Here is an 18,469-nt window from a genome sequence, read left to right as displayed (position 1 = left end):
AGCGACGTCCCTGTCATGAGCACCCCCGACAGCACTCCCGATACCGAGGCGCTGCGCGCGCTTCTTCCCGCCCAGGCGCGCGAGCGCCTGCAATCGCTGCGCTGCGCCGATGGCACGGCAACGCTGATCCTGGAGGCCTCCGGGCTCTCCGCAAGGGATCTCGCCGCGCTCGAGATCGCCTCGCGCAAGGCCTTGCTGCGCGAAGAGGACATCGCCGAGGTGCGCATCGCCTTCATGGCCGACAAGGACGCAGGGCCCGCCAAGGCGGCCCCGCGCATCCTTGCGGTCGGCTCGGGCAAAGGCGGGGTCGGCAAGTCGACACTCTCGACCAACCTTGCCGTGGCCCTGGCGCGCCAGGGGCTCAAGGTCGGCCTCGTCGATGCTGATATCTATGGCCCCTCGCAGGCGCGTCTGCTGGGCACCGAGGGCACCAAGCCCGTCGCCCACGACAAGCGGCTGGTCCCGGTGGCGAGCCCCTGGGGCGTGCCGGTGCTTTCGATGGCGCACCTCTCCGAGCCCGGGCAGGCGATCGCCTGGCGCGGGCCGATGGCGGCAGGTGCGCTGACCCAGCTGCTGGAGGCCCACTGGGAGGACGCGGACGTGCTCGTGGTTGATCTGCCGCCGGGCACGGGCGACGTGCAGCTGACCATGCTCCAGAAATTCAAGCCGGCAGGGGCGGTCATCGTCTCGACCCCGCAGGACCTCGCGCTGATCGACGCGACCCGCGCCATCGAGCTTTTCACCAAGGGCGGCGTGCCCATCGTCGGCCTGGTCGAGAACATGGCGGGCTACATCTGCCCCCATTGCGGTGAGGAAAGCGATCCCTTCGGGTGCGGCGGGGCGCAGGCTTCGGCGGAAGAAGTGGGCGTGCCTTTCCTGGGGCGCATCCCGCTCGATATCGCGATCCGCACGCAGAGCGATGCCGGAACGCCGCCTGCGGCCGGTGAGGGCAAGCAGGCCGAGGCCTTCGCTGCGCTGGGTCAGCAGGTCGCCGCGTGGCTGGACAGCACGGCGGGCGCGGAGAGCAACTGATGCGCGTCACGCGGCGGGGCATTCTGGTGGGCGGACTTGTCGGCGGCGGCCTTGCCGTCGGCTGGCTGCTACGCCCGCGCAGCTTTCCGCTGCCGCTCCAGCCTGGCCCCGACGAGCAGGCCTTCGACGCCTGGATCAAGATCTCGCGCCAGGGCGTCGTCACCGTCGCCGTCCCGCAGGTGGAGATGGGGCAGGGGATTACCACGCTCCTGCCGCAGATCGTCGCGATGGAACTGGGCGCGGACTGGCGCCAGGTCGCGGTCGAGCCCGCGCCGGTCAGCGCGCACTATGCCAACACCGTCCTCGCCGCGCGCTGGGGCGAGATGTGGCTGCCCGCCGCCCCGCGCCTCGTCGAGCAGCCCGAGGACCTCGTCACCCGCCGCTGGGCTGAGGACAACCGCTTCAACGTCACTGCTGACGGCACCGCGCTCGCCGCCTACGAAGCGCCCGCGCGCGCCGCGGCGGCATCCACCCGCGCGCTCCTGATGCAGGCCGCCGCCCAGCGCTGGGACGTGGCGTGGGAGGAATGCACCGTCGCCGATGGTCTCGTCCGCCACGGGGAGCAGACCTTGCCCTTCGGCGCGCTCGTAGAGGCGGCGAGCCGTCTGGACCCGCCCGACGTGCCCCCGCTCCAGCCCGTGGCGCCTGCCGAGGACCCGAGCGATTTTCCGCCGGGCGCCGAGCTTGCCTTCCCGCGTTTGGATCTCCCCTCCAAGATCGATGGCTCGTGGACCTTTGCAGGCGATGTGCGCCTGCCCGGCATGCTCCACGCCGCGATCCGGCACGGCCCCATTGCGAGCTCAAGCCGCCTCGAAACGATCGACGAAGCCAGGGGCAAGGACGTGCGCGGGTTCGAGCGGATCGTGAAGGGCGAAACGCAAGGTGTTGCCTGGGTGGCCGCGCTCGCCAGCAATGGCTGGGCGGCCGAGACTGCGCTGGAACGCATGCAGCCGCTGTTCCGCTTTGCCGGCGGCGTCGACAGCGCGGAGGTCGAGACCGCGCTCGACACGGCCCTTCGCGATGGCCATGCCCGCCGTGTCTTCGGACAGGGGGAGATGGATCTCACTGGCGGCGCACTGCCGCTCCAGCTGCGCTACGAGGTCGCGCCCGCGCTGCACGCCGGGATCGAGACGGCGGCGGCCACCGCGCGGCTTGAAGATGGCCTCCTTGAACTGTGGATCGGGACGCAGGCGCCCGAAGCGGCGCGGCGCATGGCGGCCGAGGCTGCCGGGCTCTCGCCTTCGCAGGTCGTGCTCTATCCCATGGCGCTGGGCGGCAGTTTCGACCGGCGCCTGGAAGTCGCTCTTGCAGGCCAGGTGGCGCGCCTTGCGCGCGAGGCGGGACGGCCCGTCCAGCTCGTCTGGTCGCGCGCCGAGGAGCATCGCGCCGGTTTTCCGCGCACGCCCGCCGTCGCGGTCATGGCCGGGCGCCCGGACACCAACGGCGGCATTGGCGCCTGGCGGGCGCGCATCGCGGTTCCGGCCAGCGCGCGCGAATTCGGCCGCCGGCTGATCGACGGCGATACATCGGCAGAGGCCATTGCGGCGGTCGACGGCGAAGAAGATGCCCTGGTCCTCGAGGGCGCGGTGCCGGTCTACGCCATCCCGCACGTGGAGATCGATCATGTGCCCGCGCGCATTGCGCTGCCCACCGGGCGTCTTCGCGGCAACGCCCATGGCTACACCGCCTTCTTTACCGAGTGTTTCTTCGACGAGATGGCGCACCGCCACCAGCGCGAGCCCCTGGCGCTACGCATGGCATTGCTCGGCCAGACACCGCGCCTTGCCGAATGCCTGCAGCGTGTTGCCTCTCTGGCGCAGTGGGACGGAGGCGCGGACCAGAGCGGGCAGGGACTCGCCTGCCATGCGCTGGGCGGAGGCTACATTGCGGCCATCGCGAGTGTCCGGCGCGAAGAGGGCGGGGTGAAGGTCGAACGGCTGAGCGCGGTGGCCGACATCGGGCGGATCGTGAACACCGACATCGCGCGCCAGCAGATCGAAGGTGGGCTCCTGTTCGGGCTCGGCCTCGCGCTGGGCTGCAGCACACGCTACGTGAAGGGGCGCCCGCAGACGGAAACGCTGGGCGAACTGGGCCTGCCGACCTTGCGCGACACCCCCGAGATCGAGGTCGCCTTCGTCACCAGCGATGCCGAACCGGTCGATCCGGGCGAACTGGGCGTGGCTGTCGCGGCGCCCGCACTCGCCAATGCACTTTTCTCTGCAACCGGACTTCGTTTCCGGCGTTTGCCGCTTTTTTCCGAGGAACTGTGATGCTGCGTCCCGACACTCATCCGGCAGCCCCTGTGGGGCGTATCGGCGTCTTGCTGGTCAATCTGGGCACGCCCGAGGCACCCACCGCGCCGGCCGTACGCCGCTATCTTGCCGAGTTCCTGTCCGATCCGCGCGTGATCGAGATACCGCCGCTCGCCTGGAAGCCGATCCTGCACGGCATCATCCTGCGCACACGCCCGGCCAAGTCCGCACATGCCTATAGCCAGGTCTGGACCGAGAAGGGCTCGCCCTTGGCCGCCATCACCAGCGACCAGGCCGAGGCGCTGCAGGAGCGCCTGGGCGAGGATGTCCGGGTCGACTGGGCCATGCGCTACGGCAATCCCTCGATCCCCGACCGGCTCCAGGCCCTGAAGGACGAGGGTTGTGACCGCATCCTGATCGCGCCGCTCTACCCGCAGTATTCGGGCGCAACGACGGCCTCGGTGATGGACAAGCTGGGCGAGGCGCTGAAGGGTATGCGTTGGCAACCGGCGATCCGCACGCTGCCCCCCTACTACGACCATTCTGCCCATATCGCGGCGCTGGAAGAGGACCTGGCCGTGCAGATTGAGGCGCTGGCGTTCGTGCCCGAGGTGCTGCTGCTTTCCTTCCACGGGATGCCCGAACGCACGCTGCATCTGGGCGATCCCTACCACTGCCAATGCCGCAAGACCGCGCGGCTTCTCTCCGAACGCCTCGCCCGGCGGCTGCCCGATCTGCGGGTCGAAACCAGCTTCCAGTCGCGCTTCGGGCGCGCCAAGTGGCTGGAGCCGGCGACCGACGTGGTCCTGGCGCAGGAAGCCTCTGCGGGCACGAAGCGGATCGCGGTGGCGGCTCCGGGCTTTTCGGCCGATTGCGTGGAGACACTCGAAGAACTGGCCCTGCGCGGACGCGAACAGTTCGAGGAGGCAGGCGGCCAGGACTTTGCAACACTGACCTGTCTCAACGCCAAGCCCATCGGCATCGAGATGTTGGAAGTTATTGTCCGTCAGGAACTTGGAGGCTGGTGACAGGAATTTAACCGCGCCGTTCGATTGACGTGGCTCTTCTTTGTTCTACTCCTGTTCCATCGGAACTTTACGGAGTCGGGCAGATGCGAGGGACGGACGTTTCGTACGGGGATTTCGCCTACGGGGAGGCAGGCCAGGCGCGTACCCGGCTCTCGATCTACGCGGACAGGCCCAATCTGCGCGCGGGCGTTCGCGAAGACGCGGTCGCCGCCGGGCTGGAGGTCACCGCGACGGGCAGCCTGGAGGACCTCGCGTTCGAGGATGTCCGCCCGCTGGGGGACATCGTTCTTGTCGATTGCCCGCAGGTGGATGCGCGCGGCACCGCCGTGCTGGCGCGCCTCGATCAGACGGCTCGGCGCTCGGGCACCCGGCTCATCGTATCGACATCGGTGGAGGCGCTCGACTGCGTCTTTTCGTGCATGGACCAGTCCGATCCGATCCTGCTGGTCGATCCGGACCGGGCGGAACGCGTGCTTGCGCTGGGCCGGGTCATGGCAACCTTCGGCCAGACGCGCCTGCGCGAACTGTCCGAGGATGACCGCCTGATGCTGCTGCGGCTGACCGAACAGGTCGGCCAGATCGCCGGGCAGATCCAGCGGCTGGGCCCCGGGTCGGGGGCAGGGGCAGCTGGCAGTGGTCCTGTTTTCGACTTCGGCCAACGGGTCGAGACGAAGCCTGGAACGACTGCCAAGGCGGATACGCCGCCCGAAATGCCCCCGCCCGCGCTCGTGCGGCGAATCCTGCGCCAGCGCCAGCAGCGCGGGCGCTTCTTCGAAGGCGATCTCTTTGCCGATCCGGCCTGGGACATGCTGCTCGATCTCACCGCCTCGCAAGGAGAAGGGAAGCGTGTTTCGGTGACGTCGCTGTGCATCGCCTCGGGCGTGCCCCCGACAACGGCGCTGCGCTGGATCGGCCAGATGGTGGAGGCCGGGCTGTTCGTGCGCGTGTGCGATGACAGCGACCGACGACGGGCCTTCATCGCGCTGTCCCAATCCACGCAGGACGCCATGGCACGCTATTTCGCGCAGCTCGAACCGTCTGGGGCGATGCCGCTTTGAGCGTGGGGGAAAACACTCTCAAAGGTCAAAAAGTTCGAAGCTGAAGAAGACAGAAGTATTCTTTCAGGGGGCCATCGCCCCTTGACCCCGGAACTGGCGACCTCAGCGGTCTCGACCAAGGTGGTGGGCGGGAGGCGAGGGAGCCAATTCAGGCTGCCGTTCAGAGCCATGGCGCTCCGGTGAGAAATCCGAACTAGAGGCGCCGTACACCGCGCACCCATTGGGAGGCGATCTGCTTGAGCATGGCCCGATCGTCGGGCAGCTGGGCTGCATCGTTGAGGGCGCGGGTGTCGAGAAGGACGCGCCGATCAAGCGGTTCGACAAAGGCAAGGCCGCACTGGTTGTGGGCGCACCAGACGACCTCGCCGAAGGCTTCGTGGCGGCCCCAGGCCAGTACGACCTCGCTGCCCCGGGTGAGCCGGGCGTCGGTCAGGAAGCGCGCGCCGTTGCCGGAAAGATCGGCCAGAATGACCTGAAAATCCTCGGCCAGGGTCTCGATCCGTGCCGGTAGCCGCACGCGCAGGCGGCTCTGGCTGCGCCGTCCGGAGGGGACTACGGGACGGTTCTCGAGCGCGGCCCGGCTGATGGTCCGGCGGCGTACGTGGCAATCGGAAGGATCGGTTTCGCGCATGGACCTCGTCTTGTCATGAAACGGGCTGCTGCGGCGTTAGGGCGGGGCTCGCGAGATACCCTATCCGCAATTGTGCGGAAGGGAGCGGCCGAAGGTGGTGCAGTCGGGATGCGTCAAGGCATGTAGCCTGACGGCTTCATATGTGCTGGTGCATCACACGCTGGATTGCAGACGCACCGATCCTTGCAGGCGCCTATCGCCCTCTGGCTCCCCACATGGGCGTCCCCGCCGTTCTCGGGCAAGGTGGCGTGCGAAAGGTGAGCTGGACAGTTCGGGGAGCCCAAGGGCGATGGCCCTCGGCCCCATTTTTCTACCTTGGTCTGTATTCGGAACGGTATGTGCCAGGTGGCCGTAAGGCAGGGGTTTTCTATTGCGTGGAAATCCGCGCAGCAGGACCTGGCGGCTCCCTCTCCTGCCTGATGCCTGCGCTACAGCCGGCGCTTTTCAAGCTTGCGGGCGAGCGTGCGGCGGTGGAGGCCAAGGCGGCGGGCGGCTTCGGAGATGTTGAAATCACATTCCACCAGAGTCTGGTGGATATACTCCCATTCCAGCGTCTTGATCGAGGTCTTGCGGCCCTCGACCGGGATACTGGCGTCGCCCTGCTTGCTCGCGAAGGCGGCCTCGATGTCGTCGGAATTGCTGGGCTTGGCGAGGTAGTGCGAGGCGCCAAGCTTGATCGCCTCGACCGCGGTGGCGATGCTGGCAAAGCCGGTGAGGACGACGATGTGCGTGTCGGGATCGTGCTCGTGCAGGTCCTGCACCACGGTGAGGCCGGAATCGGTGCCCAGCTTCAGGTCGACGACCGCGTAGGCGAAGTGGTCCGCGCGGGCGAGCTCGGCGGCTTCCTGCGCGCTGGCGGCGCAGGCCACGCGGTAGCCGCGCCGTTCGAACGAGCGGGCTAGCGTGCGCGAGAAGGCGGGATCGTCCTCGACGATGAGCAGGCTGGGGGCGGGGGGCTCGGTGGGGGCTGGCCCGTCTTCGGGCAAGGTGGTCATGGCGTGTCGTCCTTGGTGTAGGCAAGCGCGGCGAGGGGCAGGATGAGGCGTACACGAGCGCCGCCCGCGTCCAGGTTCGCGACCTGAACCTGTCCGCCAAGCTTGCGCACCACGTTTACGACAAGGAACAGCCCAAGGCCACCGCCCGGACGCCCCTTGGTCGAGGAATAGGGCTGGCCGACCCGCGCCAGCATTTCCGGCGTGAAGCCGGGGCCGCGGTCGGTCACGGTGACGATGATGTCCTCGCCGCGGCGTTCGAGCGCCAGCACGACGAGCTGGGGCGAGACTTCCTGGGCGTTGTCGATGACATTGCCGATGACCTGGCGAAGCCCCGGGTCGGCAACGATCACGATGTCCTCGCCGATCTCGTCGAGGAAGCGCAGTTCGCCCTCGCTGCGGGCATCCCATTCGGCAAGGAGGTCCTCGAAGAAGGCCCGTACAGTGGTGACGGCCGGGTTCACCCCGCGCATCTCGCCCGCCGACATGAGGATCCCGCCGACGATGGTCTTGCAGCGCTCGAGCTCGGTGCGCATGGCGGCGAGGTCCTCGCTCAGCTCGGGATCGTCGGCGATGCGGGGCAGGCGCGCCCAGTCCCCGAGCACGACCGAGAGCAGCGACAGGGGGGTACCCAGTTCGTGCGCGGCGCCCGAGGCGAGCAGGCCCATGCGGATGATGTGGTCTTCCTCGGCCGCTTGCTGCTGGAGCTCGGCGAGCGCGCCCGCGCTATCGCGGCGGTTGCGGTCGAGCCGGATCACGAAGACGACGAGCAGCACGGCAGTCAGGATGAAGCAGAACAGGCTGCCCAGGAGGTAGAGGCCGAAGGGGTTGTCGAGATGCTCGGCGGGCAGTTCGAGCGGGATGTAGACGAAGGTGAGCGCAAAGACGGCGAGGCTGGCGATGGCCGCGATGGCCCAGCTCCACTGCTTCTCCAGGATCACCGCGCCGATCACGATCTGCAGCAGGAACAGGAAGGTGAAGGGGTTGGTCGCGCCGCCCGAATGGTAGAGCTGCCAGGTAAGAACGCCCACATCGATGAGGAGTGCGGAAAACAGCTCGGGCTGGGGGAAACTGGTGCGCCGCGCAAGGACGCCTGCGATCGTGAAGTTGAGGACGATCAGGAACAGCGGCGCCAGCAGGAGGGGGCCGAGCGGCAGGCGCACCGCGAATAGCTGGGCCACCCCCACGATCGTCACGAGCTGGCCGATCACTGCGATCCAGCGCAGCTGCATCAGCAGGTAGACGTTGCGCCAGCTTTCCGAGCGGGTCGCGGGGGGCGGGGCCATGAGGTGCATCAGGCCAATGAGCGGCCTGTGCGCCTCCATGCAAGGAAAATTCCGAAAAGCGAGAGTGCGCAAAGCGCAAACCAGGTCAGCGCGTAGCCGAGATGGTTGTCCGGAAAGTGGATGACGGTGAGCCCGGGAACGGGGGGCTCGCCGGCGGCCGGTCGCTCAGCCTTTTCTTCCTGGACGTCGATGAAGACCGGTTCGCTGCGGCCTGCCCCGCGGGCTTTCGAAAGCGCTGCGAGGTCGCGCGAGTACCAGCGCTCATCAGCCGGGCGGTTCGATTGCAGGAGGCTGCCTTCGGGTTCGGAGAGGCGTACGAGGCCGATCACGCGGACGGGGCCTTCGGGCGCGCTGGCACGGGCGGTGGCAAGATCGGTGCCCGAGGGCAGATAGCCCCGGTTGACCCAGACCTTGCGCCCCTCCCCGGTCTCGAGGAGGGTCATCGTCCAGTAACCGGTGCCAAGGGCCGTGGCCGCGCGCACGAGGGCGGTGGCGGCGGGGCGGTACTGCCCGGCGATCTCGACGCGCAGGTATTCGTAGGAATCCTTGTGCATCTTGGCGAGCGCATCGGGCGTGGGGAGTGTGACGGGCGCGGCGGTGACACGTGCGTTCACGCGGGCGATCAGGTCATGCTTCCAGTGCATGCGCTGGACCTGCCAGATGCCCAGCGCAAGGAAGAGGACAGCGGCCAGAAGGAGAAACGCGGCGAGCCCCCAGGGCCGCCGCGCTTCTTTCTGCGTGTCCATGTCGGCCACAGGCCGGGTCAGGGCAGCTGTCCCATGTCGTGGGGCATCGGCATCATGTTGGTGTTCAGGTGATGCATGACCCACAGCGAGCCGGAGAGGGCAATGACCACGATGATGATCGTGAAGATCAGGGCCATGACCGTCCAGCCGTTGTTGGACTTGGTGTTCATGTGCAGGAAGTAGATCATGTGAACGACGATCTGCACGATCGCGAAGGCCATGATGACGATGGCGGTGGTCGCCTTGTCGGCAATCGCGTCGGTCATCACCAGCCAGAAGGGAATGGCGGTGAGGATGACCGAGAGCAGGAAGCCGATCACGTAGTCGCGCATGGTGCCGTGGCCGGCGCCGTGGTCGTCGTGGTGATCTTCCGCGTGGGGGTTGGAGTGGTCGCTCATCACAGCATTCCCATCAGGTAGACGAAGGTGAAGACGCCGATCCAGATGACGTCGAGGAAGTGCCAGAACAGCGAGAGGCACTGCAGACGGCGCTGGTTGGCCGGGGTCAGACCCTTCTTCGAAAGCTGCACGACGAGGGTGAACAGCCAGATCAGGCCGAAGGTGACGTGCAGGCCGTGGGTGCCCACCAGCGAGAAGAACGCGGTGAGGAAGCCCGAACGCCAGGGGCCGGCGCCCTCATGGATCAGGTGCGAGAACTCGTAGAGCTCGATGGCGAGGAACGAGGCGCCGAAGACGGCGGTGACCAGCAGCCACCCCTGCGTCGCGCGGACCTTGCCCTTTTCCATCACCAGCATCGCAAAGCCATAGGTGATCGAGGAGAACAGCAGCATTGCGGTGTTCACCGCGATGAGCGGCAGCTCGAACAGGTCCTTGGGGCCGGGCCCGGCGGCAAAGTTGCCGCCGAGAACGCCGTAGGCCGCGAAGAGCATCGCGAAGATGAGGCAGTCGCTCATCAGGTAGATCCAGAAGCCCAGCATGGTGCTGGCGCCTTCGGGATGGTGGTGCGGCTCCAGCTCGTAGAAGGCGGCGGTGCGCGCTTCGGGGCTGGCCGCGGTCGCGGTCGAGTTGGTCATGGTGTCCCGTGTCGTGGCGGTCATGGTTCAGGCTCCTGCGGGCAGGGGCTGGCCATGGGCCGCCGCTTCGGTTTCCGCGACTTCATCGGCAGGGATGTAATAGTCGCGGTTGTAGTTGAAGGTATGGGCGATCGAGTAGCCGACCATGCCCACGAAGGTGATCGCGGCGAGCCACCAGATCTGCCAGATCATGGCAAAACCGAAGACCGTGGCGATCCCGCCCAGGATGATGCCGGTGCCGGTGTTCTTGGGCATGTGGATGTCCAGGAAGCCCGACTTGGGCGCGGCCACATCGCAGCGCTTCATGTCTTCCCAGGCGTCGATGTCGTGGACGACCGGGGTGAACGCGAAGTTGTAGTGCGGCGGGGGCGAGGTGGTCGACCATTCCAGCGTACGGCCGCCCCAGGGGTCGCCGTCGCAGGCCAGTTCCTTGCGCTTCCAGATCGAGAAGGCGACCTGGAGGACGAAGGCGCCGATGCCCGCTGCGATCACCGCGGCGCCAATGGCGGCAACGATGAACCAGATGTGCAGGCTCGGATCGTCGAAGACGCGCATGCGGCGGGTAACGCCCATGAGGCCCAGCACGTAGAGCGGCATGAAGGCAAGGTAGAAGCCCACCACCCAGCACCAGAACGAGATCTTGCCGAGACCGTCATGGAGCTTGAAGCCGAAGGCCTTGGGCCACCAGAAGTTGATGCCGGCAAAGACACCGAAGACGACGCCGCCGATGATCACGTTGTGGAAGTGGGCGATCAGGAACAGCGAGTTGTGGAGGACGAAGTCCGCCGGGGGAACGGCGAGCAGCACGCCGGTCATGCCGCCGATGGTGAAGGTGACCATGAAGGCAACCGTCCACATCATGGGCAGTTCGAAGCGGATGCGGCCGCGGTACATGGTGAAGAGCCAGTTGAACAGCTTTGCACCGGTCGGGATCGAGATCACCATGGTGGTGATGCCGAAGAACGAGTTGACGCTCGCGCCCGAACCCATCGTGAAGAAGTGGTGCAGCCACACGATATACGACAGGATGGTGATGACCATCGTGGCGTAGACCATCGAGGTGTAGCCGAAGAGGCGCTTGCCGCAGAAGGTGGCGGTGATTTCCGAGAACACGCCGAAGATCGGCAGGATCAGGATGTAGACCTCGGGGTGACCCCAGATCCAGATCAGGTTCACGTACATCATGGCGCTGCCGCCAAGATCGTTGGTGAAGAAGTTGAAGCCCAGGTAACGGTCCATCGACAGCATGGTCAGAACCGCGGTCAGGACCGGGAAGGCGGCCACGATCAGGATGTTGGTGCAAAGGGCGGTCCAGGTGAAGATCGGCATCTTCATCATGTTCATGCCCGGTGCGCGCATCTTGACGATGGTGCAGATCAGGTTGACGCCCGAAAGCAGCGTACCGACACCTGCGATCTGGAGCGACCAGATCCAGTAGTCGACACCCACGTAGGGGCTATAGGCGATGCCCGAGAGCGGGGGATAGGCCAGCCAGCCGGTCTGCCCGAACTCACCGATGAACAGCGAGGCCATGATCAGCACCGCGCCCGAAGTCGTCATCCAGAAGCTGAAGTTGTTCAGGAACGGGAAGCTGACGTCGCGGGCGCCGATCTGAAGCGGAACCACGTAGTTCATGAAACCGGTCACGAACGGCATGGCCGCAAAGAAGATCATGATCACGCCGTGGGCGGTGAAGACCTGGTCGAAGTGGTGGGCGTTGAGGTAGCCCTCGCTGCCCCCGAAGGCGAGCGCCTGCTGGAGGCGCATCATGATCGCGTCGGCAAAGCCGCGGATGAACATGACAAGGCCCAGCACCATGTACATGATGCCGATCTTCTTGTGGTCCACGCTGGTGAACCACTCCTTCCAGAGATAGCCCCAGACCTTGAAGTAGGTGAGGGCGGCGACGAGGGCGATACCGCCCAGCATCACGCCCGCGAAGGTGGCCCACACGATCGGGTCGGGTGGGATCGCGTCCCACCACAGGCGGCCCAATAGCGGGCTCCAGTGCGAATGATCTACGGCTTCGATTGCCATGGTCTTAGTTCCGGGAAGTCTTGGAGGGGCGAGCCAGCGTGCTCTGGGGGTCGTTCTGGCCAGCCAGCGAGAGCGACTGCGGCGCCGAGAGGCCGAACCCGGTCAGCGAGTTCTTGTCCTCGGGCGCCTCGACGGTGTTGTCGATGACGGCACCGGCTTCCTGCTCGCACAGGGCACGGACCCAAGCCAGCTCGCGGGTGAGCTCGGCGTCGGGATTGCGGGTCGCATCGAGAGCGGCCTCGCGGCCGTGCTTGTCGTAGGTCAGCATCTCGACGTTGTGGATGCCGGCCTTGCCGAGGCCACCACGCGCGTCGATGGCCATCATCTCGCTCATGCACATCTTGCCGGGCTCGACGCACATGTCGACGATGCGGCCGTAAAGCTTGGCGTCGACGTTCGCGAAGTGCATCGCAGGAACGTTCTCGCTGGGCTTTTCGAGGTCGAGGTACTTGGGCGCATCCAGCGTGCCAGCCGCCTTCTCGCCGCCGTCCTTCACGTCGGCAACCCAGCTGGCAAAGCCAGCATCGTCGACCGAACGGACGGGGAAGCGCATGCCGGAGAAGCCCGCGCCCGAGTAGTTGGCGGAGAAGCCGACGAAATCGTCACCGGTGCGGTTCATGACCGCGTTGAGGCGGGTCTCCATGCCGGGCATGGCATAGATCTGGCCAGCCATCGCGGGCACGTAGAACGAGTTCATCACGCTCGAGGCGGTAATGCGGAAGTGCAGCGGGCGGTTGGTGGGAACGACCAGTTCGTTGACCGTCGCCACGCCCTGCTCGGGGTAGATGAACAGCCACTTCCAGTCGAGCGCGACGACGTCGACTTCGAGCGGCTCGACCTGCGCGCTGATCGGGGTTTCGGAATCGATACGCCCGATGGTGCGATAGGGATCGAGAAGGTGCGTGCTCACCCAGGTGAGGGCGCCCAGACAGATGATGATGAGCAGCGGCGCGGCCCAGATGACCAGTTCGAGCTGGGTCGAGTGATCCCAGTCGGGCTGGTAGTTCGCCTCCTTGTTCGACGCGCGGTACTTGAACGCGAAGAACAGCGTCAGCGCAATGACGGGGACGATGATGAGCAGCATCAGGAGGGTCGATATGACGACGAGGTCCCCCTGCTGCTGCGCAACGTCACCCGCCGGCTTGAGCACGACGGTGTTGCAGGCGGAAAGGGCACCCGTCAGCGCCAGTGCGGCGGCGATGCGGGTGACTGGGGCTCGGGGCGGCGCTACAGGACGGCGCGGCATCGTTCGGGACTCTGGAGAGCGCATGGCGCTGCGCCTAGGACTATGCTGCGAGAGCGAACATAGGACATTTTGTCCAATCCACTTGATGCGTATCAATGACGATAGGGCCACAGGTATCGATCCGGGCGCTCTGCGTGGCGCCTGAAAAATGATTCGTGCCTGCCGGTCCCCGCCAGGGCCGAACCAGTCATGACAGATGAAGGCCGCAGTATTGCAATGAGCACACTTAGTCCGACCCGCGAAGCCCTGGGGCTCCCAGCCTTGAAGGGGCACCACGAACCCTCGCCCGGCGAGATCGCGATCGGCGTGATCATCGGCCGTACGTCGGAGTTCTTCGACTTTTTCGTGTACGGCATCGCCTCGGTGCTCGTGTTCCCTTCGCTGTTCTTTCCCTTCGTGGATGCGCTGACGGGCACGATCTACTCCTTCGCGATCTTCGCGCTGGCTTTCGTCGCCCGCCCCTTCGGCTCGGTCTTCTTCATGGCGATCGACCGCGCCTACGGCCGCGGCACCAAGCTTACCATCGCGCTGTTCCTGCTGGGCGGATCGACCGCGGCCATCGCGTTCCTGCCTGCCTACGAGACCGTGGGTGCCAGCACGATCTGGGCGCTGGCGCTGCTGCGCCTGGGCCAGGGCTTTGCGCTTGGCGGCACCTGGGACGGCCTTGCCTCGCTCCTCGCGCTCAACGCGCCCGAGGAAAAGCGTGGCTGGTACGCCATGATCCCGCAGCTTGGCGCGCCCTTCGGCCTGATGGTCGCCAGCCTGCTGTTCGCCTACATGGTGACCTCGCTTCCGGCTGAGGACTTCCTCGCCTTCGGCTGGCGCTTCCCGTTCTTCGTGGCCTTCGCGATCAACGTCGTTGCTCTCTTTGCGCGTCTGCGCATCGTGGTCACGGAGGAATTCCAGCACCTGTTCGACACCCGCGACCTGCAGGCCACCAGCATCAGCTCGACCCTGAGCAAGGCTGGCAAGACCATCGTTCTGGGTGCTTTCGCCCCGCTTGCCAGCTTCGCGCTGTTCCACATGGTCACCGTCTTCCCGCTGTCCTGGGTGTTCCTGTTCACTTCGGACACGCCGGTCAGCTTCCTCCTCATCGAAGCGATGGCCGCGGCCTTCGGCGTCGTCGCCGTGCTCGCCTCGGGCTACCTCGCCGACAAGTTCGGCCGCCGCACGCTGCTCGGCTCGTGCGCGGTTGCCATTGCCGTGTTCTCGGGCTTCGCGCCGCTGCTGCTGGATGGCGGCGCGATGGGCGAGATCCTGTTCATGGTCATCGGCTTCATCATCTTGGGCCTCGCCTTCGGCCAGTCCTCGGGCGTTGTCTCCTCCGAGTTCCCGACCGAATACCGCTACACCGGCTCGGCGCTGACCAGCGACCTGTCCTGGCTCTTCGGTGCCGGTTTCGCGCCGCTCGTTGCGCTGCTGCTTTCGGCCAACTTCGGCCTCATGGCCTCGGGCGCCTACCTCTTCTCGGGTGCGGCCGCGACGCTGATCGCGCTGTGGTTCAACCGCAGCCTCGCCAGCCGCCGCTAAGAGGCTCACGGCCTCCCTTCCGAGGGAGGCTGCCCATTACAGGGATGAAAAAAGGCCCGGTTACGCTACCTGCGTAACCGGGCCTTTTCGTATGTCGGGAGAGGGCGTCGTCAGTCGGTGGGCTCAAGCACGATGTGCCCCAGTGCGGTGTTGGAAACCGGCACGTGGTAGTGGCGGTGCAGCGCCTTGGTCGCCTTGCCGAGGGCGCCGCGCATGATCAGCCACATGACCATCTCGATGCCTTCCGAGCCGGTTTCGCGCAGGTACTCGACATGCTCGATCATGCGCAGCTCGTCGGTGTCGCCGGTGAGCTTGTCGAGGAAACGGTTGTCCCACTCCGCGTTGATGAGGCCCGCGCGCGGACCCTGCAGCTGGTGGCTCATGCCGCCCGTGCCCCAGACCTGGACGTTGAGGTCTTCGGGGAAGCTGGCAACGGCGCGCGCGATGGCCTCGCCCAGCGCCCAGCAGCGGTTGCCCGACGGCGGCGGATAGGTGACGACGTTGACCGCGAGCGGGATCACCTTCACCGGCCATTCCGGCACATCGCCGTACATCATGGTGAGGGGGACGGTCAGGCCATGGTCGACGTCCATCTCGTTGACGATGGTCATGTCGAATTCATCGAGGATCAGGCTCTGGGCGATGTGCCAGGCCAGGTCTGGGCTGCCTTCGACATCGGGCACCGGACGGGGGCCGAAGCCTTCGTCGCAGATCCCGAAACGCTCGCCGCACCCGATAGCGAAAGTCGGGATGATCTTCATGTCGAAGAAGCTGGCGTGGTCGTTGTAGACGAGGATGACGACGTCGGGCTTGGCCTCTTCCTTCATCCACTTGCGGGTCCAGTCGAACCCGTCGAAGGCGGGCTTGAAGATCGGTTCCTGGGTCTTCTTGTGGTCATGGGCAAAGCCCAGGACGGGGACGTGGCTGCAGCCGATTCCGGCGGTGATGCGGGCCATCGGGATCTCTCCTTTGAAATTCAGGTCTTGTCTTTGATCGAGCGCGCGCCTTCGGGCGAGCGGCCGCCGCCGACCATCATCGCCTGGTACTCCTCGACGCTCATGCCGGTCATGGTGGAGACCGCCTGGACGAAGGAGAGGCCGTCGGTCGAGAAGACCTTGGCGAGGAAGTAGACGTTGCCGCCAAGGTCGAGCAGGCGGTTGTAGTCGCGCGCGAGCAGGGCTTCCTTCTGCTCCTCGCTCATCGGCCACTCATCCAGATAGGCGCGCTCGTCGGCCTTGAAGCGTTCGCGGTTCTCCGGCTTCATCAGGCTCATCGCGAACTGGTTGAGGTGGTATCCGGCGCGCGCGCGCTTCGCGATGAACACGCGGGTGCCGGGAATGTCGTCGAATTCGGCCAGGTAGGACGCGACGTCGGTGACGCGGGTCATGGGCGGGTCTCCTCTCCATTGGGCCCGGGGAAGCGGACCGGTCTTGTCATGATGACCTCGACGCCCGCCATGCCGCGGGTGAGGGCAAAGGGCTTGTCGATGCTGACGCGTGCCTGCTGGACGCAGGGCCAGCCGAGGCACTCCTCGGCAAGGCGCTGGCCGAAGGTCTCGATCAGCGGGATGTGGACGAGCGCGAGCGCTTCGGCCGCGGCCACCACGCGGCGGTAGTCGACGGTCTCGTCGATCGCGGTGATGCCGGTGCCGGTCAGCTCCAGCTCGACGGTGAGAACGAGCGGCTGGCGCCGGCCCACCTCGTCGGGGTTGATGCCGATATCGGCCAGAAGTTCGAGGTCGCGCACCCGCACGGTGGTGAGTGCGTGGGTGGTGACGCCGGTAAAGCCTTGGGGTGCAATCTGGTTCATGCCGGTTCGCTTTCGAGAGTGGCGCGCGCTGCGCTCACCGTGTTGGCAAGGAGGCAGGCGATGGTCATGGGGCCCACGCCTCCGGGCACGGGGGTGACCGCGCGGGCGTGCTCGAGCTCATGCGTGGCGCAGTCGCCCACGATCTTCGTGTGGCCGTCGTGGTCGGTGACGCGGGTGATGCCCACGTCGATGACGACGGCGCCTTCCTTGACCCAGTAGCCGCGGACCAGGTGCGGGGCACCTGCGGCGGCAACGATGATGTCGGCCTTGCGGGCGATGTCGGGCAGGCCCTTGGTCTCGATGTGGGTGACCGTGACCGTCGCCTCGCGTTCGAGAAGGAGCATTGCCACGGGCTTGCCCACGATGTTCGACTTGCCGATCACCACGGCATCAAGGCCGCGGTAGTCCTCGATCACCGAGTCGAGCAGCTTCATGATGCCCAGCGGCGTGCAGGGGACAAGGCCGCCCGTGCCGGTCGATAGGCGCCCGACGTTGACCGGGTGGAAGCCGTCGACGTCCTTGCCCGGCGTGATCCGGTCGAGGACCCGGCTGGCGTTGATGTGGGCAGGCAGCGGCAGCTGGATGAGGATGCCGTGGATGGCACCGTCCGCGTTCATCTCGTCGATGAGCGCGATCAGCGCGTCCTCTTCGGTGTCGGCGGCAAGGCGGTGCTCGATCGAGCGGATGCCCGCCTTCTCGCACTCGCGCACCTTGCGCCCGACATAGACTTCGCTGGCCGGGTCCGCGCCGACGAGGACGACGGCGAGGGCGGGGGAGATCCCCCGCGCCTCGAGGTCGGCCACGGCGGCCGTGGTCTCGGCGAGCATGGCCCGGGCCATGGCCTTGCCGTCGATACGGTCCGCCATCTGGGTCAGTCCTTGAAGACGACGGTGCGGGCCCCGTTCATGAACACGCGGTCATCCAGATGCAGGCGCACGGCTTCGGCCAGCACGCGGCGCTCGATGTCGCGGCCCTTGCGGACCAGTTCCTCGGGCATGTCGGCGTGGGTCACGCGCTCCACGTCCTGGTGAATGATCGGGCCTTCGTCGAGGTCGGCGGTGACGTAGTGCGCGGTCGCGCCGATCATCTTGACGCCCCGGTCGAAGGCCTGGTGGTAGGGCTTGGCGCCCTTGAAGCCGGGCAGGAACGAGTGGTGGATGTTGATGCAGCGGCCCGAAAGGAACGCGGCAAGATCGTCCGAGAGGATCTGCATGTAGCGCGCGAGCACGATCAGTTCGGCGCCGGTCTCGTTCACGACCTGCTTGATCTGCGCTTCCTGCTGGGGCTTGGTGTCCTTGGTGATCGGCAGGTGATGGTAGGGCAGGCCGTTCATCAGCGAGGTGTGGAGCACTTCCTTGGGGTGGTTGGAGACAATGCCGACCACTTCCATGCCCAGTTCGCCGATGCGGTTGCGGTAGAGAAGGTCCCCCAGGCAGTGGTCCCACTTGGAGACCATGAGCAGCACCTTCTTGGGCACCGCGTTGTCGCGAAGGCCCCACTCCATGTCGTCGGTCGCAACGCTCTCGGCGAAGCCCTTGGTCAGGCCCTCGACGGTCTGGTCTTCGCCGGGAATGAACTCGATGCGCATGAAGAACCGGCCCGAAAGCTGGTCATGGAACTGCTGCGCGTCGACGATATTGCCGCCGCGTTCGGCCAGAAACACCGAAACGGCGGCCACGATGCCGGCCTTGTCCTGGCACTGCAGGCGCAACGAATAGGTCGTGCTCACGGGGTGGGACTCCTCTCTAGAGATATTGTTGTTCTGTTTGGCGCGCCAGCGCTGGTAGGA

At 66.3% G+C, this 18,469-nt stretch carries 18 protein-coding genes; 5 read left to right on the top strand and 13 right to left on the bottom strand.

What is annotated here, in order from left to right; translation table 11 throughout:
- The first annotated feature begins 15 nt into the window (after positions 1 to 15).
- The 4 genes from MTR65_RS10305 (at position 16) to MTR65_RS10290 (ending at position 5,370) form a co-directional block, all read left to right on the top strand.
- Positions 16 to 1,032: an Mrp/NBP35 family ATP-binding protein gene (locus tag MTR65_RS10305; RefSeq protein WP_243799813.1), complete on the top strand. Its 1,017-nt coding sequence runs from the start codon at positions 16 to 18 to the stop codon at positions 1,030 to 1,032.
- A complete protein-coding gene (locus MTR65_RS10300; protein ID WP_243799859.1) occupies positions 1,032 to 3,302 on the top strand; it encodes a molybdopterin cofactor-binding domain-containing protein in 2,271 nt (756 codons plus the stop codon). Before MTR65_RS10305 ends, MTR65_RS10300 begins: the two co-directional genes overlap by 1 nt.
- Complete coding sequence (gene hemH, locus MTR65_RS10295) at positions 3,302 to 4,312, top strand: ferrochelatase (protein ID WP_243799811.1); 1,011 nt, start codon at positions 3,302 to 3,304, stop codon at positions 4,310 to 4,312. Before MTR65_RS10300 ends, hemH begins: the two co-directional genes overlap by 1 nt.
- 83 nt (positions 4,313 to 4,395) lie before the next feature.
- Positions 4,396 to 5,370: a helix-turn-helix domain-containing protein gene (locus tag MTR65_RS10290; RefSeq protein WP_243799808.1), complete on the top strand. Its 975-nt coding sequence runs from the start codon at positions 4,396 to 4,398 to the stop codon at positions 5,368 to 5,370.
- Between the two features lie 193 nt (positions 5,371 to 5,563).
- On the opposite strand, the gene MTR65_RS10285 is transcribed toward MTR65_RS10290, so the two are convergent.
- From MTR65_RS10285 to cyoA, 8 genes are all read right to left on the bottom strand, one after another.
- Positions 5,564 to 6,001 carry a PilZ domain-containing protein gene (locus MTR65_RS10285; RefSeq protein WP_243799805.1) on the bottom strand — a complete coding sequence of 146 codons (438 nt, stop codon included), beginning with the start codon at positions 5,999 to 6,001 and terminating at the stop codon, positions 5,564 to 5,566.
- A gap of 428 nt (positions 6,002 to 6,429) precedes the next feature.
- Entirely contained in the window at positions 6,430 to 6,996 is a 567-nt protein-coding gene (locus MTR65_RS10280) for a response regulator transcription factor (RefSeq protein ID WP_052322235.1), read from the bottom strand.
- A complete protein-coding gene (locus MTR65_RS10275; RefSeq protein WP_419145042.1) occupies positions 6,993 to 8,318 on the bottom strand; it encodes an ATP-binding protein in 1,326 nt (441 codons plus the stop codon). The genes MTR65_RS10280 and MTR65_RS10275 overlap by 4 nt, the downstream gene beginning before the upstream one ends.
- Positions 8,288 to 9,025, bottom strand: a complete 738-nt coding sequence (locus tag MTR65_RS10270; protein ID WP_243799803.1) for an SURF1 family protein — start codon at positions 9,023 to 9,025, stop codon at positions 8,288 to 8,290. Before MTR65_RS10270 ends, MTR65_RS10275 begins: the two co-directional genes overlap by 31 nt.
- 17 nt (positions 9,026 to 9,042) lie before the next feature.
- A complete protein-coding gene (cyoD, locus tag MTR65_RS10265; protein WP_039391053.1) occupies positions 9,043 to 9,423 on the bottom strand; it encodes a cytochrome o ubiquinol oxidase subunit IV in 381 nt (126 codons plus the stop codon).
- Positions 9,423 to 10,058 carry a cytochrome o ubiquinol oxidase subunit III gene (cyoC, locus tag MTR65_RS10260; protein WP_148628997.1) on the bottom strand — a complete coding sequence of 212 codons (636 nt, stop codon included), beginning with the start codon at positions 10,056 to 10,058 and terminating at the stop codon, positions 9,423 to 9,425. The genes cyoD and cyoC overlap by 1 nt, the downstream gene beginning before the upstream one ends.
- A 27-nt stretch (positions 10,059 to 10,085) precedes the next feature.
- Entirely contained in the window at positions 10,086 to 12,095 is a 2,010-nt protein-coding gene (cyoB, locus tag MTR65_RS10255; RefSeq protein WP_243799801.1) for a cytochrome o ubiquinol oxidase subunit I, read from the bottom strand.
- A gap of 4 nt (positions 12,096 to 12,099) precedes the next feature.
- Positions 12,100 to 13,365, bottom strand: a complete 1,266-nt coding sequence (cyoA, locus tag MTR65_RS10250; RefSeq protein ID WP_243799799.1) for a ubiquinol oxidase subunit II — start codon at positions 13,363 to 13,365, stop codon at positions 12,100 to 12,102.
- Between the two features lie 192 nt (positions 13,366 to 13,557).
- Here cyoA and MTR65_RS10245 point away from each other — a divergent pair, with 192 nt between their 5' ends.
- Entirely contained in the window at positions 13,558 to 14,871 is a 1,314-nt protein-coding gene (locus MTR65_RS10245) for an MFS transporter (RefSeq protein WP_243799797.1), read from the top strand.
- Between the two features lie 110 nt (positions 14,872 to 14,981).
- Here the strand turns inward: MTR65_RS10245 and MTR65_RS10240 are convergent, their stop codons facing one another.
- Genes MTR65_RS10240 through purU form a run of 5 tightly spaced genes read right to left on the bottom strand, consistent with a single transcriptional unit; the run spans position 14,982 to position 18,409 of the window.
- Positions 14,982 to 15,827, bottom strand: coding sequence for a class III extradiol dioxygenase subunit beta (locus tag MTR65_RS10240; RefSeq protein ID WP_243799795.1), 846 nt, complete (start codon positions 15,825 to 15,827; stop codon positions 14,982 to 14,984).
- Between the two features lie 20 nt (positions 15,828 to 15,847).
- The gene (ligA, locus tag MTR65_RS10235; protein WP_148628824.1) at positions 15,848 to 16,258 is read right to left on the bottom strand and encodes a protocatechuate 4,5-dioxygenase subunit alpha; all 411 of its coding nucleotides are present in this window, start codon (positions 16,256 to 16,258) and stop codon (positions 15,848 to 15,850) included.
- Entirely contained in the window at positions 16,255 to 16,680 is a 426-nt protein-coding gene (locus MTR65_RS10230) for a dihydroneopterin aldolase (protein WP_226634328.1), read from the bottom strand. The genes ligA and MTR65_RS10230 overlap by 4 nt, the downstream gene beginning before the upstream one ends.
- Positions 16,677 to 17,546, bottom strand: a complete 870-nt coding sequence (locus tag MTR65_RS10225; protein ID WP_243799793.1) for a bifunctional 5,10-methylenetetrahydrofolate dehydrogenase/5,10-methenyltetrahydrofolate cyclohydrolase — start codon at positions 17,544 to 17,546, stop codon at positions 16,677 to 16,679. Before MTR65_RS10225 ends, MTR65_RS10230 begins: the two co-directional genes overlap by 4 nt.
- A gap of 5 nt (positions 17,547 to 17,551) precedes the next feature.
- The gene (purU, locus tag MTR65_RS10220; RefSeq protein ID WP_243799791.1) at positions 17,552 to 18,409 is read right to left on the bottom strand and encodes a formyltetrahydrofolate deformylase; all 858 of its coding nucleotides are present in this window, start codon (positions 18,407 to 18,409) and stop codon (positions 17,552 to 17,554) included.
- Between the last annotated feature and the right edge of the window lie 60 nt (positions 18,410 to 18,469).

The sequence above is a fragment of the Novosphingobium mangrovi genome (assembly GCF_022818885.1).
GTDB lineage: Bacteria > Pseudomonadota > Alphaproteobacteria > Sphingomonadales > Sphingomonadaceae > Novosphingobium > Novosphingobium mangrovi.
The sequence above is the reverse complement of the archived record's forward strand: the minus strand, read 5'-3'. Positions and strand labels throughout refer to the sequence as shown.